Genomic DNA, 15,035 nt, shown 5'->3' with positions numbered 1-15,035 from the left:
CGGCTCACCCCACCGGACTCGTCGCAGCGCGTGCCTCATCGTCAGGCGGGGACCACCGGCCCCACGGGAGCACTGGACCGCCACCCGGCGAACAGCGGCACCTCACCCTCGCCGTCGAGCACCACCACCCCGAACGGCCGGTCGAACGCGATCCGTTCCACCACCCCGTGGCGCGGCAGAGCCGCGCTGCGGGTCATCGTCACCTGGGTGACGGCCGCCGCCTCGACCCCCTCCTCGGCGACCTCCACCAACGCCTCCTGCACCACCTTGTCGATGAAGACGTCCGCCGCCGACAGCCCCGAGAAGTCGGCCCCCGACCGCATCGCCCGGTCGAGGCCGAGCGCCGCCAGCTGCTCCCCGGCATCGGTCTTCGTCCGCAGCGTGAACCGCGGCAACGCGAGGTCGGCCGACTCGGCCGCGAGCCCCCGCCGCTCCTCCGGCCCCGCCCAGGCCGCCGGCAGCGCCTCACCGGGCCCGTCACCCTCCGCCCCCAGCACGAACCGCACGACGGGCCCCTCCCCCGCACAGGGCAGCTCCACCACCGTCACCCCACCCACGGACCAGACCCACGACGCCGGAATCCGCTTCCGCATGGTCGGCACCCGCCAGGTGTCGCCGTACCCGTCCGTGAACGGCTCCTCGCGGGTCAGCCGCCCCTCGAACGCCGTCGCCCAAGAGGCCTTGAGCGCCAGCGCGTTGAGCAGCACCAGGTCCTCGGACCCGTCCAGTTCGAGCGGCAGCCCCTCGATCCGCCCCCCGGTGGCCTCCCGCACCCACGCGTCCAGCTCCCCCTGGGCGTCGGAAACCTCCCCCGGCGACACGTCGTCCGTCGCCCCGAGCACCCCCTCGGGCAACGCGAACCACACCGCCCCCGGCAACACCCCGAACCGCACCCCGGGCAACCCCCGCCTGAACCCGTCGTGCACCGGCACCGTGCTCCACACCCCGGTCGCCACCGCCACCCCGCCCCCGGCCGCGAGCCGCCGCCCGACACCCGTCACCGCCTCGGCGGCCGCCTCCCCCTCGACCCCCAGCAACTCCCGCAGCTCCTCCGCCGTCCCGCCCCGCGCCCCCGACGCCACCGCCCCGAGCGCCAGCCACAACCCGACCGGCGACACCACGAAGTCGTCGTCCCCGAGCCGCGGAATCCACCGCGCGGCCAGTGCCCGAATCGCGTGTGCCGGGAAGTCGGCGGGTCCACGGGTCGTCATATCCTGCCCCCTATGAGCATCGTGAAGATCAACGTCCTGACCGTCCCCACCGAGCAGCGCGAGGTGCTGGAGCAGCGGTTCGCCGCTCGGGCCGGGGCCGTGGAGGGGTCCGACGGGTTCGAGTGGTTCGAGCTGCTGCGGCCGATGGAGGGGACGGACCAGTACCTGGTGTACACCCGGTGGCGCAGCGAGGAGGACTTCCAGGCGTGGATGAGCGGTTCCATGCAGGCGGCGCACCAGGGTGGCGGCGAGGGCGGCGAGCGCCCGAAGCCGGCGGCTTCCGGGTCGACGCTGTGGTCGTTCGAGGTCGTCCAGCAGGCGTCGCCGAAGTAAGCCCGGGAAACCCAGCGGCGACGCAGGTCGTGCGGGTTGCACAATAGCCCGCATGACCTGGACTTTCTCCCCCGAGCACGTCGGCACCCCGGACGCGACCGCCCTGCGGCGCGACTACCTCGGCGACGTGGCGGGCCGCTACTGGAAGCGGCCCGCCACCGAGGCCGAGATCGACGAGTACCTCACGGACGACGGGGCCGAGCAACTGACCCCGCCGACCGGACAGTTCCTGGTCGGACGCTTCGGGGGAAAGCCGGCCGCATGCGGCGGGGTGCTCCTCCTCGACGACGAACGCGCCGAGCTGACACGGGTCTTCCTGCGCCACGCGTTCCGCGGGACCGGCGGCGCCGCCATCATGATGGACGGGCTCGAAGACGCGGCCCGCGCGCTCGGAGCGCGCCGGATGGTCCTCAACACGCGCCTCGACCTGGTCGAGGCGCGCGCGCTGTACACCCGGCACGGGTACGCGGAGATCCCGGCGTACTGCACGGGGCCGTACATGGACATCTGGTACGGCAAGGACCTCTGAACGGACCCCCTCCGCCTCCGCCCCGTCCCCTTGGGGCGCCCCTTCCTTCACCGGCCCGAATGTCCGGTTATGACCTGTGAATGGGCACGCCTGTTCACCCACCGGAAGGGGGCGGGCTGCATAATCGCTCGCAGTTGTATCGGGGAGGGGACCCATCATGACCGGACACGTCTGTCCTGAATGCGGTGTACACAGACCTGGCTGCGCCTGCGTCCAGGCGGAGATAGCGGCGGCCGAGGACTTCGATCCGCTGCGGATCAGGCCGTACGTGACGCTCGACGCGCCCGACGGCCTGGAGGGCCCGCGCCCGCCGTCCGGCCCTGCCGCGGCGGCGCCGTACGGTGGCGACCCCGCGGCCGGTGACCCGAAGGCGTCGTACGGCGCCGGCCCCGCGAGCCCGGACGCCGCCGCGACGGCATACCTTCCCGCGTACACGACGGACGATCCGCCGACCGCCCAGCTGGCGGCGATCCGGAGGGGCGGTCCCGCGGGCACGGAGGCGCCCCCCGAGGGGGGTGATCCGTCCGAGACGATGCCGCTGCTGCTGCGCGGGGTCGGCGAGGTGTCGCCCGCGCACGGCGGGGAGCGGCCGCGGGGGCGCCGGCGCGGTGTGGTGGTCGCGGCGGTGGCGGCCGTCGCCGTGGCGGGGACGGCGGCGCTCGCCGCGGTCGTCCTGGGCGGCGACGACACCGACGACCGGGCGGCGGTGCCCGAGGTGACGACGAGCGCGTCCCTGAACGTCGCGGTGTCGGAAGCGCCGTCCCCCTCCTCGACGAGCCCGGAGCCGTCCTCCTCCTCTCCCACCCCGGACCGGACGTCGGCGTCACCCTCCCCGAGCCCGTCCGCGACCCGCACGACCACGAGCCCCAGCCCGTCGACGTCGGGCGCGGTCGCGCCGCCGGCCACTTCGACCGCCCCCACGACCGCGCCGCCGACGACCAGCGCGTCCGCGCAGCCGCCCCAGGAGACGGAGGAGGCGGGGGTCACGCTGAGCCTCGGCGCCAGCGGGCCGGAGGTGCGCGAGCTCCAGCTGCGGCTGCAGGCGCTGTGGATCTACAGCGGCCGCATCAACGGCAAGTACGGCAGGGAGGTCGAGGAGGCGGTGGCCACGTACCAGCGCTGGCTGTACCCGCAGACGGACCCCGAGGGCGTGTACGGGGCCTTCACGCGCAGCCATCTGGAAGCGGCCACGCCCGACATCTGAGACGCGCGCGATCCCGGTGGGCGGACCGGTTGGCCAAGTCGGCCCCCGGTTTTGTATCGTGAAAGAACAAAGTGGCCCCGCCCGCACTCCCTGACCGGTGGGCGGGACCGCTTCGTTCTCCGCGCCACCCCCTCTGGAGACCCGATGCCCGCCGTCACCCCGGCAACGCTCACCGCCCGCGCCCTCCTCCTCGACATGGACGGCACCCTCGTCAACTCGGACGCCGTCGTCGAGCGCTGCTGGCGACGCTGGGCCGACCGGCAGGGTCTCGACGCGGCCGAGGTGCTCAAGGTGGTCCACGGCCGCCAGGGCTACGCGACGATGGCCGCCCTCCTCCCCGACCGGCCGATGGCGGAGAACCACGCCGACAACCGGGTCATGCTCGCCGAGGAGACCGCCGACCTCGACGGCGTCGTCCCCGTCCCCGGCGCCCCCGCCTTCCTGGCCGCGATCGCCGACCTCCCGCACGCCCTGGTGACCTCGGCCGACACGGCCCTCTCCGAGGCGCGGATGGGCGCGGCCGCGCTCCCCATGCCCGCGACCCGGATCACCGCCGAGAGCGTCGGGGCCAGCAAGCCGGACCCCGAGGGCTTCCTCAAGGGAGCGGCGGACCTGGGCTTCGACCCCGCCGACTGCGTGGTCTTCGAGGACTCCGAAGCCGGCATCCAGGCGGGCCGCGCGGCCGGCATGCGGATCGTGGGCGTGGGCCCGCGCGCCGCGGCCTTCGCCCCCGACCTCCACGTAGCCGACCTCACCCGTCTCCACGTCGAGTCCACGGCCGACGGCTCGATCACCCTCACGACCCTGCCGTAAGCCCCTGGACGAACGACCGCCCCTCCCCCGCGCGCGGCCGGACCATCCGGCCGCGCGCCACCAGTTCCAGGGCGGTCGCGGCGGCCACCGCCTGCACGGCGAGCAGGGCGATGAGGACGAAGAGCTGGACGGCGCCCGCGTGCAGCGGTGACGCGCCGCCGAGCAGCATGCCCACGAAGGCCCCCGGCAGGGTGACGAGGCCCACCGTGCGGGTCTGGTCCATGCCGGGCAGCAGGGCGTCCGCCGCGGCCGGGCGCGCCACTTCGAGCCGCGCCTCCCGCTCGACGAGCCCGATCGCCAGGCCCGCCTCCACCTCGCCGCGCCGCGTCTCCAGTTCGTCGAGCGCGCGCCGCCCCGCGAGGACGGTGGCGGTGAGCGCGCCACCGACGAGGATGCCGGTCACGGGGACGAGCGTGACGCCCTTGACCGGTACGAGCCCGGTGGCGACGAGCGCGAGGACGACGGGCGCCACGGCGGCGGCGATCGGCACGCCCGCCCACCACCAGCCGGACCCCGGCGCGGGGACGACCCGGCGCCCGGCCGTCCGTACCGCCACGGCGTACATCAGCAGCAGGAAGCAGAGCAGCAGCGGTACGGAGCGCACGACCCACCCGATCACGAGCGAGACGGCGACGAGCTGGACGGCGGCCCGGCCGCCGGCGAGGAGGGTGTCCCGCGCCCGACCGAGGCGGGTGACGGCGACGACGGCCGCGGCGAGGGCGAGCAGAACGGCCAGAACCGCCCCGAAGGTGACGTTCACGTCCAGAAGCACGTGTCAACCCTAGGTCGCCGGACGGAATCTGGCGCTCCATCAGAGGCGCCACACCCCTTGATGTGACGTGCCCATGTCGCCACTCTGTTACCTGGCGCATCCCGCACGGACACTTCGCGCCGCCACGATGACCGGGGCCGCCGCCCGGCAACCCACGGGGACGGCGGACGTCCAAGGTCCCCACACCTCAAGGGAGTTCCCATGCCCGTCGGCAAGATCTACGCGCGTCGAATCGCCGTCCTCGCCACCTCCGCGGCCCTCACCCTCACCGGCCTGCTCACCACCGCCCCGGCCGCCCAGGCCGCCATGCCGACCCCCGTGAGCGCCGCGACGGCCCGCACCTACCTGGCCGCGCTCACCGTGAAGGCGGAAGGTTCCACCTCGGGCTACAGCCGCGACCTCTTCCCCCACTGGATCACCCAGTCCGGCACCTGCAACACCCGCGAGACCGTCCTCAAGCGCGACGGCGTGAACGTCGTCACCGACTCCAGCTGTGCCGCCACCAGCGGCAGCTGGTACTCGCCGTACGACGGCGCCACCTGGACCCTCGCCTCCGACGTCGACATCGACCACATGGTCCCGCTCGCCGAGGCGTGGCGCTCGGGCGCCAACTCCTGGACGACCGCCCAGCGCCAGGCCTTCGCGAACGACCTGACCCGGCCGCAGCTCATAGCCGTCACGGACAACGTCAACCAGGCCAAGGGCGACCTCGACCCGGCGAAGTGGCTGCCCTCGGTGACCTCGTACCGCTGCACGTACACCCGCGCCTGGGTGCAGGTGAAGTACTACTACAACCTCAGCATCGACTCCGCCGAGAAGAGCGCCCTCCAGTCCGTCCTCAACGGCTGCTGACCGGAACGCCCCTGAATGCGCGTCAACGACGCCCGGGTGCGGACCCGCGGTGACGGCCGCCGGGGAGTGAGGATCACCACACGCTCCCCGGTGGCCGAATGTTGAACTTGCAAGCACTAGTGAGGGGTGCCTAACCTTACGGCCTCATCGGTTTCCGTCCCCCACGCCCCGTTCCCCACGAACGGGGTCAGGCCGAAGGAGTTCCCCCATGTCCCCCGCGAACACCCCTGCCCCGCTCGCAGGCCGCCTGAACCAGGCCCAGCCGTACGCGCTCGGCCTCTTCCGCATCGTCGTCGGCCTCCTCTTCGCCTGCCACGGCGCCTCCTCCCTCTTCGGCGTCCTCGGCGGCGCCATGGGCGGCGGCGGCACGGTCCCGACAGGCACCTGGCCCGGCTGGTACGCGGCCGTCATCCAGCTCGTCGCCGGCGTCCTCGTCCTCGCAGGTGTCGGCACCCGCAGCGCCGCCTTCCTCGCCTCCGGGTCGATGGCCTACGCCTACTTCAAGGTCCACCAGCCCGAGTCCCTCTTCCCCCTCCAGAACGGCGGCGAGACCGCGGCCCTCTTCTGCTGGTCCTTCGCCCTCCTCGTCTTCACCGGCCCCGGCGCCCTCGCCCTCGACCGCCTCTTCGGCGCCCGCACCTCCACCAGCACGAAGACCCGCGACGACCAGGAGCAGCAGGGCACGCCGGTCGCGGCCTGAGCAAGCACGCACGCCCCGGACGTGTCCGGCCGGTCCTTTCCGGTCCAGCCGGTCCTGTCCGGTGCAGCCGGTCTGGTCCAGCCGGTCCGGTCCGGTCCAGCCGGTCCTGTCCGGCCGGACAGGACCGGGCGGCCCGGCATGGCCTTCGCCGAGCCGCCGGGCACACCGCGCACGGCCCGCGTGAGGCCCGCCTAGTGGTAAGGGCCGGAAACCACAGCACGGTTTCCGGCCTTTCCCGCACCTGGCGCTCCGGAGCCCCGCCCCGGCGCTCCCGGGCCCGGCGCTCCCGTGCCGCGCACCCCGGCGCTCCGGAGCCGTCGCTCCCCGCCCTTCCCGAGCCCGGCGCTCCGGAGCCGCCGCTCCCCGCCCTTCCCGAGCCCGGCGTACGGAGCCGCCGCGCCCCGCCGTTCCAGCGCCCGGCCCTCCCGCGCCTGCCCCTGCCGCTCCCTCACCCGGCGGTCCCGCGTTCACCGCGCCACCGCACCCCGCCGTTCACCCCGTGCGCCCGGCATTCCGCGCACCGCCCCACTGCTCCCCCCACCGGCCGTCCGCACCCTCCGCCCGTCCCCTGCGGCGCCGCCGGTCGAGGTCCGGTCGGTCGCGGGTCGGGTGCCGGTCGGCTCGCGGCACCCACCCGGTGGGCAGGTCGGCGGGCCCGCGTAGGCTCTTGCCCTGTGAATCTGCTCGACAGCCTCGGCTCGCTGCGGTCGTTGACCGCCGGCCCGTGGATCTACCCGGTGGTGGCGGCGTCGATCCTGCTCGACGTCTTCCTGCCCGTGCTGCCGAGCGGCTTCCTCGTCATCACCGCCGCCACGGCGGCGGCCACGGCCACCGCGACCTCCACGGACGTGCCGTCCCTGCTCCCGCTGCTGCTCTGCGCGGCCACGGCCTCGGTGCTCGGCGACTTCCTCGCCTACCGCCTGGCCCTGCGCGGCGGCGCGAGGATGCACCGGGCGATAGCGCGCTCGCGGCGCCTGAGCCTGGCGCAGGAACGTCTCGGCACGGCGCTGGCCCGGGGCGGCGGCCTGCTCGTCGTGCTCGCGCGCTTCGCCCCCGCCGGCCGCTCCGTGGTCTCGCTGGGCGCGGGCGCGGCGAAACGGCGGGTCGAGGAGTTCCTGCCGTGGTCGGCGCTGGCGGGCGTGACCTGGGCGTCGTACAGCGTGGGGCTCGGGTGGCTGGGCGGTCAGTGGCTGGGCGCGACCTGGTTCAGCGCGGGGGTGTCGACCCTCGCGCTCTTCCTCGCGGGCGGCCTCGCCGCGTACGTCATACGGCGTCCGGCTGCGGCTCCCGCTCCTGCCGCCTGACACCGGGGTGCGCCCCGCGCACCTCCAGGCCGTCCAGGAGTCTCGCGGTGGCCTCCGCGATCTCGTCCACCGCCCGCTCGAACACCTCCCGGTTGTGGGCGGCGGGGGCCCGGAAGCCGGACACCTTGCGGACGAACTGCAGCGCGGCGGCCCGGATGTCGTCCTCGGTCGCCTCCTCGGGGAGCGCGGGCGGGCGGAGCGTCTTGATGCTTCGGCACATGCCTCCAGTGTGGCGCGCACCACTGACAACCGGCGAGCCGCAACCGGCGAGCCTCAGGCCGCCCCCGCCCCGGTCACCCCCCGAAGCCGCGCCGACTCCGTGCGTTGATCTCGGCGGCGCGGGCTCTCAGCTCACGCAGGGGTGTGGCGGGCTGTACGTCGAGGGGCTCGGCCTCCCACTCGGCGTCGCCGTGGACGGCCCGGATCAGAAAGCGCCCGGAGACGCTCTCCACGTAGAAACCGACCCGCCCCGTGGCGGTGTCGCGGACGAGGTCACCGACCTCGGGCAGTGGCTGCACGCATCCCCTCCGTCCCGAATCCCGAATTCTGGGGAGAACCAGAGAAGCCCGGCGGCCCCGCCCTGTCAACGTATCTCTAGAGATGTCCTCCGATGGATGGATCGACCGGCGGGACGGCGTACGCGTGTGCACCCTGGCCGGGGGGTGCGCCGTAGGGTGTCCCGCAGATGAAGGGAGTGGTCCACCCGTGACTGACCAGGACAGCGTTCGCCGGCCCAAGTACCAGCGCATCGCCGACGAGTTGAGAACCGCGATCCAGTCAGGCGCCTTCGCGCCGGGCGACCGGCTCCCCGGCGAGAACGACCTCATGACCACGTACGAGGTGGCCCGGATGACGGCCCGGCAGGCCCTCTCCGTCCTGCGCAACGAGGGACTGGCCGAGGCCCGCAAGGGCTCCGGCGTCTTCGTCCGCGTGTTCCGCCCGCTGCGCCGCCGGGGCATCCCCCGCCTCTCCGGCGACCAGTGGGGCAACGGCCGCTCGGTCTGGTCGGCCGACGTCGAGGACCGCGACCTGGTCGTCGACCAGATCGAAGTGGGCGAGACGGAGGCCGGCGCCCGGGTCGCCGGCGCGCTCAACCTGGTGCCGGGCGCACCCGTGTGCGTCCGCAGCCGCCGCTTCGTCCTCGACACGAAGCCGGTCCTGCTCTCGGTCTCGTACCTCTCCGCCGAACTGGTCCGCGGTACTCCCATCACCCAGCCGGACACCGGCCCCGGCGGCACCTACGCCCGGCTGACCGAGCTCGGCCACCGCCCCGTCCGCTTCCGCGAGGAGATCCGCTGCCGGATGCCGACGGCGGACGAGTCGGACCGGCTCGCGCTGGCCTTCGGCACCCCGGTCGTCCTGATCGGCCGCACGGCCTTCACCGGCCCCGGGGTGGCCGTGGAGCTCAACGAGATGACCCTCGACTCGTCCTCGTACGTCCTGGAGTACGACTTCGACGCGTAACCCCGAGGCCGCGACGCCAGGCTCGGACGGCCTACCGGGCCGAACGACCGGCCGGACCGAACGACCGGCCGGAACCGACCAGCCGGGCGGAACGACAGGACCGACTGACCGGACCGACTGACCGGACCGCCAGCCGGGCGGAACGGCCAGCCAGGCCGACCGACCCACCGGCTGCCCTCACCGTCTCTCGGGCCGAACGGCCCACCACGCACAGCCGGCCTACCGCGCGCGGAAGACCTCGAACCGCGCCCCCGGGTCGGCGTGAAGCACCTCCCCGGAGAACTCGGCGGCGGCGAGCGCGACCGCCTCGGCCGGCTCCGTCCCCGGCCCCACGTGGGTCACGACGAGCCGCCCGGCACGGGCCTCCGCCGCACTCCTGCCCGCCTGCGCGGCGGAATGATGCCCCGGCACCTCCCCGTCGGCCTCGCATACGAACAGGGCGCAATCCAGGGCGAGTTCGACGAGGGACGGGCACGGCTCGCAGTCCCCCGAGTAGACGAGCGAGCGCCCCTCCGCGTCCTCCACGCGCAGCGCGAAGGCGGCGGGACCACCGTGGTCGACCGCTCTGGACCGGAGGGTGAGGCCGCCGATCCGGACGACATGCCCGTCGTACAACTCGCCTACGGCGAAGGCCTTTTCGACCGGACTGCGCTCGGCGCCGTTGGTGAGGAAGCCGGCGAGCCGGTCGGCGATGCCAGCCGGTCCGAGGAGGGGGACGGGCAACTCGACGTCGAGTCCCGCGTACACGAGACCGTAGAAGGCGGTCAGGAGATCGGCACTGTGGTCGGCGTGCAGATGGGAGATCCACACGGCGTCGACGTCACCGAGCCCGACGTACCGCTGGAGCTCCCCGAGCGTGCCGCTCCCCGCGTCCACCCACACCCGGACGCCCCCGCCCTCGACGAGATACCCGGAGCAGGCGTTGCCCGGCCGGGGGAAGGGGGTGGCGGACCCGAGGACGGTGATCCGCAGCGCGTCACTGGCCATGCGACGAGTCTACTGAGACTTGTGGGGACGGAGTGAAGAACGTGCGTATGGTGTGTGTCCTCCGGGCCCCATCGGCGGGCGCCCGGAAGGAACTGAGGGACTTTCATGCTTCGTCGCACCCGTACGTACGCCGCCGTGACCGCGGCCGCCGCAGCCGGCATCCTGCTGCTGCCCTCGCAGGCGCAGGCCGCCGGTTCGGTCCACCTGTACAAGATCTACTACGACAGCCCGGGCGCGGACAACCGCTCCAACACCAGCCTCAACGCCGAGTACGTGCAGATACGCAACACCACCGGCGCCGGGGTCAACCTCCGGGGCTGGACCGTCACGGACGCGTCCAACCACAAGTACACCTTCGGGAACTTCGTCCTCGGCAAGGGCAAGATCGTCACGGTCCACACCGGCCGCGGCACCAACAGCGCCGCGCACGTCTACCAGAACCGCGCCGCCTACGTCTGGAACAACGACCGCGACACGGCGACCCTCCGCAAGTCGAACGGCACCCGCGTCGGCGCCTGCTCGTACAACTCGACGCGCTACGACTACAAGTGGTGCTGACCCCGCCCACCCCGTGACACACCACACCCCCGGGACGCGCCGACCCCGGGGGCTCGTGGCGCACCAGGCATCACATCGGGCGGCCACTCGACCGACGTCGACCCGCCTCGACCCAGCCCGGCATCCCCTTCGGAACAGGGCCCGCGTCAGGAACTCTCCGCCTCCTGACGGGCGGCGGGAACCCCGTGCTGCTGCACGTCCGCGCCGACCTGCCCGCCGAGCGTCATCACGTTCAGCGTCGCCGAGTTCTCGTTGGCGATGGCCTTCTCGACCCGGGCGACCAGGACGGAGAACGCCTCCCGCTTCGGCAGGTTGTGGTAGGGACCCACCTTGGTCTCGAAGTACACCCGCTCGTGGCCGAGGAGTTGCTCGGTCGAGCGGTAGTTCTTCCACTGCTCCCGGTACCGGTAGACGCTCTCCAGCGACACCGCGGCGACGACCACCACGCTCAGTACCGTCGCCGTGACCCGCGCGAACGCCAAGTCCAGGTTCACGAACACCGGCACGAGCGCCGCGCCGACCACGGAGACGGTCCGCATCCGCAGATGCATCGCCTTCATCCGGGTCGCCTTGGCGTCGTACCACTCCTGGTACTGCGACAGCCGGCTCTCGATGTACCCCTGCGGCGTCATCTCGCCGCCCTGCACGCCCGTTTCGGGCACGTCCCCCACCTCGACCATGCCCCGGAGTAGACCCGCCCCGCCGAACTTCCGTCAACTCGCCGCCTCCCGCATGGCCCCCTCCCGTCCGCCTCCCTCCCGTACGTCCCCCTCCTGTAGGGCCCCGTCCCCGCGTAGCCCCTCCCGGACGGGCCCCCTCCGCGCCCTTCCCCACACCCCCGCCCGACCTCGTACGGTCACCACATAACCACCCTTCGCGACCGATCCCCCAGCGTTCCTCGACCGCGCGATGAGATCCCTGTCCCGGCATGACTTCCCCACTGATCCCGTCGGAAAGTGCGGAAGGACCCGAAGGCGGAGCCCTGCTCCATCGGCCCCGCCGCCGACCTATGCCGGAGGATTACGTGAGCCCAGACCGCGAGCCGAACACGCTGAGCACACCGAACACACCGAACACACCGAACACACCGGACAACCCGTCCGCCCCGTACACCGTGGCCGTCGTCGGAGTGGGGGCGGCCGGCACGCTGACCGCCGTCCACCTCTGCGAGACCGCCGCGCGCCGCCGCACGCCCCTCGACCTCGTCCTGATCGACCCGGCCCCGGAGGCCGGCCGAGGCGTCGCGTACGCCACCCAGGACCCCGGCCACCGCCTCAACGTCCCTACCGGCGGCATGAGTTGCTATACCGACGACCCAGGCCACTTCACACGCTGGCTGTGCCGGCACGGCGAACCGACCGTCACCGCGGCCGACTTCGCGACCCGGTACCGCTACGGCGCCTACCTCGCCGACACGCTCGCGCAGGCGATCGTGCGGGCCCACGGGGTGGTGACCGTACGCCGCCTCCGCACCCGCGCCGAGGAGTGCGAAGGCGCCCCGGACGGCCGGGTGGCGCTCCGGTTGGCCGACGGCACGGGGCTCGCCGCCGACGCGGCGGTCCTGGCCACCGGTCCCGCCGGGCCGACAGGGGGCTGGGCTCCCGGGGAGCTGCGTGCGGCGTCCCGCTTCATCGCCTCGCCGTGGACGAGCGGTGCGCTGGACGGGCCGCTGGCCGACGACGCCGACGTCCTGCTGGTCGGTACGGGGCTGACCGCCGTCGACCTGGCCCTCACGCTCGACCGGCCCGGGCGCACGGTGCACGCGCTGTCCCGCAACGGACTGCTGCCGCAGTCGCACGCGCTGACCCCGGCCGGGCCGATGCCCGCGCCGGAGGGGCTGTACGGGGCCTCCCTCGACCAGCTGCGCCGGACGGTCCGCCACCACGTCGCCCGGTCGGTACGCCTCCACGGCGACTGGCGGCCCGCGCTGGACAGCCTGCGGCCGCACACCGCACGCCTGTGGCAGGGCCTCACGCCCGAGGAGCGCACCGAACTCCTGGACTCGGACGGGGCGTTGTGGAACACGCACCGCCACCGGATGGCGCCCGCGACCGCCGAGTCGGTGGCCCGCGCCCGTAACGCGAAACGGCTGGTCCTGCACGCGGGCAGCGTGACCCGGGCCGCCGGCCGCGCCGACGGCTCGTTGGTCGTGGGGCTCTCCGGCGACCGGGAGCTGCACGTGGGCTGGGTGATCGACTGCACGGGTCCGGGACGGCGTCCCGACGGACCCCTGTGGACGTCCCTCCTCGCGTCCGGCGCGGCGGTCCCGGGGCCGCTCGGCATGGGCGTGGCCACCCTCGACGGGCGGCTCCTCGCCGCGGAGGGACGCACCGGCCTGCCGGTGTACACGCTGGGCGCGCCCCGTCGCGGCGAACTGTTCGAGACCACCGCCGTCCCCGAGATCCGCGTCCAGGCGGCGACCCTCGCCCACACGCTCCTCGCCCCGCTCTCCCCGAGGCGCCGCTCGACGCGCCGCCCGCTCGACGGCCACGGACTCGCCCTGTCCACCCACGCGGAGGCGGCGGCCGCGTACCGCACCGGTCTCGACCGCATCCTGAAGGTCCGGGCGGGCGCGGAGGACGCGCTCCGGCGGGCCGTGGCCCTCGACCCCGGCTTCGCCCTCGGGCACGCGGCCCTCGCCCTCCTCGGCCACGAGTGTGGTGCGGCCGTCGACGTACCGCGGGCGCTGGCGGAGGCCCAACGGTGTGCCCGCGAGCGCGCCGACGAACGAGAACGCTCCTTCGTCGAGGTCGTCACCCGCCGCGTCCACGGCGAGAACGGCGACACCGCGCTCGTACGGCACCTCGAAGCGCATCCGGCCGACGCGCTCGCGCTCGCCGCGGCCGTACCGACCATCGCCTTCTCCGGGGTCGACGACCTCGACGACGACTACGCACTGCGGCTCGTCGAACGCACCTCACCGGCGTACGACGGCCACTGGTTCCACACGTCCCTGCTCGCCTTCCTCCGCCAGGAGCAGGGCCGCCTCCACGAGGCCGGCGAGCTCGCGCACCGCGCCCTCGCCGCCGAACCCGCCTCCGGCCACGCCGTCCACGCCCTCACCCACGTCCACTACGAGACCGGCACCCACCAAGCGGGCCGCGACTGGCTCGAACGCTGGGTCGCCGGCAGGGGCCGCGGCGCCGTCCACCGCGCCCACTTCTCCTGGCACATCGCCCTCCACGAACTGGCCCTCGACGACCCCGCCGCCGTCCGCCGCCGCTGGTTCACCCAACTCGCCCCCGGACGCGTCACCGGCGTCCGTGCCCTCGTCGACTCGGGCTCCCTCCTCTGGCGCGCCCGCCTCAGCGACAGCTGGCGCGGCGAACTCCCCACCGCCGACGTCCTGCACTCCGTCGAAGCCGACGTCCTCGAACGCCCCGCCACCGCCTTCACCGCCCTCCACTCCGCCGTCACCCTCACCGCCGCCGGCGACCTCCCGGCCCTCCGCCGCCTCCGCGACCACGCCGCCGGCGCCGACGAAGTCCAACGCGACATCATCGCCCCCCTCTGCGACGCCTTCACCGCCCTCGTCGAAGAACGCTTCCACGACGCCGCCCTCGGCCTCGACTCCCTCCTCCCCACCCTCCGCCGCGTCGGCGGCAGCGCCGCCCAACGCGAAGTCGTCGAAGAAACCCTCCTCTACGCCCTCACCGCCGACGGCCGCTCCGACGCCGCCCGCCGCCTCCTCGACACCCGCCTCCAACGCACCCACTCCCCCCGCGACCACCGCCTCCTCTCCGAACTCCCCACCTGACCCCACCCACCCCCCCACCAGTGAAGCCCCGGACCCAGTCCGGGACTTCACTGCCGCCTCACGAAGATCGGTACGTCGGGCGGGCGGGGGCAGGGTTGGACTCGGCAAACCCATGGAGCACACAGCCGGCTCCCGGCACGGCACTTGCCCAGCTGGCCGCTCGGCCACGCGACTGCGTGGCCGACCCTGAAGCCGGCCTCGGTCACGCCGTGCACGACGCTGCCGCAATATGAGCCCACCCTCAGGAAGGACGAAGCGGGTCCGACCGGCTAGGTTGCCTGTCCTCCCTATGATCAGCCGTTCGCTTACTGATCAGGAATGAAGAGGGAATTCGCGGGATCTGGCATACGTGCGACCGCCGCCGGTGTAACCGCGGCAGCAATGTTTGGCTCAGGCGCTCTTTCGGCAAACGCATCCGCGAGTTGCACTGCCTCATCGGCAAGCTCCACTCCAGCACCGGCGCCGGCTCCAGCTCCAGCTCCAGCTCCAGCTCCAGCTCCAGCTCCAGCTGCTCAACGCCTCCGATTGCCCCTTGCTAGACCCCACGCGCC

Annotated in this window: 16 protein-coding genes; 10 read left to right on the top strand and 6 right to left on the bottom strand. The window is 73.6% G+C overall.

Annotated features, from left to right (window positions below; translation table 11 throughout):
- Nucleotides 1-41: 41 nt before the first annotated feature.
- Nucleotides 42-1,211: a serpin family protein gene (locus MRBLMG1_RS20190; protein WP_367825483.1), complete on the bottom strand. Its 1,170-nt coding sequence runs from the start codon at nt 1,209-1,211 to the stop codon at nt 42-44.
- Nucleotides 1,212-1,223: 12 nt separating this feature from the next.
- Here MRBLMG1_RS20190 and MRBLMG1_RS20185 point away from each other — a divergent pair, with 12 nt between their 5' ends.
- The 4 genes from MRBLMG1_RS20185 (at nt 1,224) to MRBLMG1_RS20170 (ending at nt 4,090) form a co-directional block, all read left to right on the top strand.
- A complete protein-coding gene (locus tag MRBLMG1_RS20185) occupies nt 1,224-1,544 on the top strand; it encodes an antibiotic biosynthesis monooxygenase family protein (protein ID WP_367825482.1) in 321 nt (106 codons plus the stop codon).
- A gap of 52 nt (nt 1,545-1,596) precedes the next feature.
- Nucleotides 1,597-2,073, top strand: a complete 477-nt coding sequence (locus MRBLMG1_RS20180) for a GNAT family N-acetyltransferase (protein ID WP_367825481.1) — start codon at nt 1,597-1,599, stop codon at nt 2,071-2,073.
- Nucleotides 2,074-2,230: 157 nt separating this feature from the next.
- Nucleotides 2,231-3,277, top strand: coding sequence for a peptidoglycan-binding domain-containing protein (locus MRBLMG1_RS20175; protein ID WP_367825480.1), 1,047 nt, complete (start codon nt 2,231-2,233; stop codon nt 3,275-3,277).
- A gap of 144 nt (nt 3,278-3,421) precedes the next feature.
- Complete coding sequence (locus MRBLMG1_RS20170) at nt 3,422-4,090, top strand: HAD-IA family hydrolase (RefSeq protein WP_367825479.1); 669 nt, start codon at nt 3,422-3,424, stop codon at nt 4,088-4,090.
- Here the strand turns inward: MRBLMG1_RS20170 and MRBLMG1_RS20165 are convergent.
- Nucleotides 4,074-4,862 (bottom strand): ABC transporter permease, encoded by a 789-nt coding sequence (locus tag MRBLMG1_RS20165; RefSeq protein WP_367825478.1) that lies wholly within the window; start codon nt 4,860-4,862, stop codon nt 4,074-4,076. The genes MRBLMG1_RS20170 and MRBLMG1_RS20165 overlap by 17 nt on opposite strands.
- Nucleotides 4,863-5,063: 201 nt before the next feature.
- Here MRBLMG1_RS20165 and MRBLMG1_RS20160 point away from each other — a divergent pair, with 201 nt between their 5' ends.
- The 3 genes from MRBLMG1_RS20160 to MRBLMG1_RS20150 all read left to right on the top strand — a co-directional run bounded on the left by MRBLMG1_RS20160 (nt 5,064) and on the right by MRBLMG1_RS20150 (nt 7,718).
- Entirely contained in the window at nt 5,064-5,714 is a 651-nt protein-coding gene (locus MRBLMG1_RS20160) for an HNH endonuclease family protein (protein WP_367825477.1), read from the top strand.
- A gap of 208 nt (nt 5,715-5,922) precedes the next feature.
- Nucleotides 5,923-6,414 carry a DoxX family protein gene (locus MRBLMG1_RS20155; RefSeq protein ID WP_367825476.1) on the top strand — a complete coding sequence of 164 codons (492 nt, stop codon included), beginning with the start codon at nt 5,923-5,925 and terminating at the stop codon, nt 6,412-6,414.
- Nucleotides 6,415-7,094: 680 nt separating this feature from the next.
- A complete protein-coding gene (locus MRBLMG1_RS20150) occupies nt 7,095-7,718 on the top strand; it encodes a DedA family protein (protein ID WP_367825512.1) in 624 nt (207 codons plus the stop codon).
- On the opposite strand, the gene MRBLMG1_RS20145 is transcribed toward MRBLMG1_RS20150, so the two are convergent.
- Together MRBLMG1_RS20145 and MRBLMG1_RS20140 are read right to left on the bottom strand one after the other, a co-directional pair.
- Entirely contained in the window at nt 7,678-7,938 is a 261-nt protein-coding gene (locus MRBLMG1_RS20145; protein ID WP_367825475.1) for a DUF2277 domain-containing protein, read from the bottom strand. The two genes, MRBLMG1_RS20150 and MRBLMG1_RS20145, sit on opposite strands and share 41 nt — an antisense overlap.
- Before the next feature lie 73 nt (nt 7,939-8,011).
- Complete coding sequence (locus tag MRBLMG1_RS20140) at nt 8,012-8,236, bottom strand: hypothetical protein (protein ID WP_367825474.1); 225 nt, start codon at nt 8,234-8,236, stop codon at nt 8,012-8,014.
- A gap of 187 nt (nt 8,237-8,423) precedes the next feature.
- On the opposite strand from MRBLMG1_RS20140, the gene MRBLMG1_RS20135 reads away from it, so the two are divergent.
- A complete protein-coding gene (locus tag MRBLMG1_RS20135) occupies nt 8,424-9,182 on the top strand; it encodes a GntR family transcriptional regulator (RefSeq protein WP_367825473.1) in 759 nt (252 codons plus the stop codon).
- A 219-nt stretch (nt 9,183-9,401) separates the two neighbouring features.
- Here MRBLMG1_RS20135 and MRBLMG1_RS20130 read toward each other — a convergent pair whose 3' ends face one another.
- Nucleotides 9,402-10,169, bottom strand: coding sequence for an MBL fold metallo-hydrolase (locus tag MRBLMG1_RS20130; RefSeq protein WP_367825472.1), 768 nt, complete (start codon nt 10,167-10,169; stop codon nt 9,402-9,404).
- Nucleotides 10,170-10,274: 105 nt separating this feature from the next.
- Between MRBLMG1_RS20130 and MRBLMG1_RS20125 the strand changes: the two genes are divergently transcribed.
- Nucleotides 10,275-10,727, top strand: coding sequence for a lamin tail domain-containing protein (locus MRBLMG1_RS20125; protein ID WP_367825471.1), 453 nt, complete (start codon nt 10,275-10,277; stop codon nt 10,725-10,727).
- Nucleotides 10,728-10,873: 146 nt separating this feature from the next.
- On the opposite strand, the gene MRBLMG1_RS20120 is transcribed toward MRBLMG1_RS20125, so the two are convergent.
- Complete coding sequence (locus MRBLMG1_RS20120; RefSeq protein ID WP_367825470.1) at nt 10,874-11,407, bottom strand: DUF4231 domain-containing protein; 534 nt, start codon at nt 11,405-11,407, stop codon at nt 10,874-10,876.
- Between the two features lie 329 nt (nt 11,408-11,736).
- Here MRBLMG1_RS20120 and MRBLMG1_RS20115 point away from each other — a divergent pair, with 329 nt between their 5' ends.
- Nucleotides 11,737-14,484: an FAD/NAD(P)-binding protein gene (locus MRBLMG1_RS20115; RefSeq protein ID WP_367825469.1), complete on the top strand. Its 2,748-nt coding sequence runs from the start codon at nt 11,737-11,739 to the stop codon at nt 14,482-14,484.
- The last annotated feature ends 551 nt before the right edge of the window (nt 14,485-15,035 follow it).

This window comes from Streptomyces sp. LMG1-1-1.1 (assembly GCF_040815545.1).
Taxonomy (GTDB): Bacteria; Actinomycetota; Actinomycetes; order Streptomycetales; family Streptomycetaceae; genus Streptomyces.
Note: the sequence above shows the minus strand (reverse complement) of the source record. Positions and strands in the feature narration are given on the sequence as shown.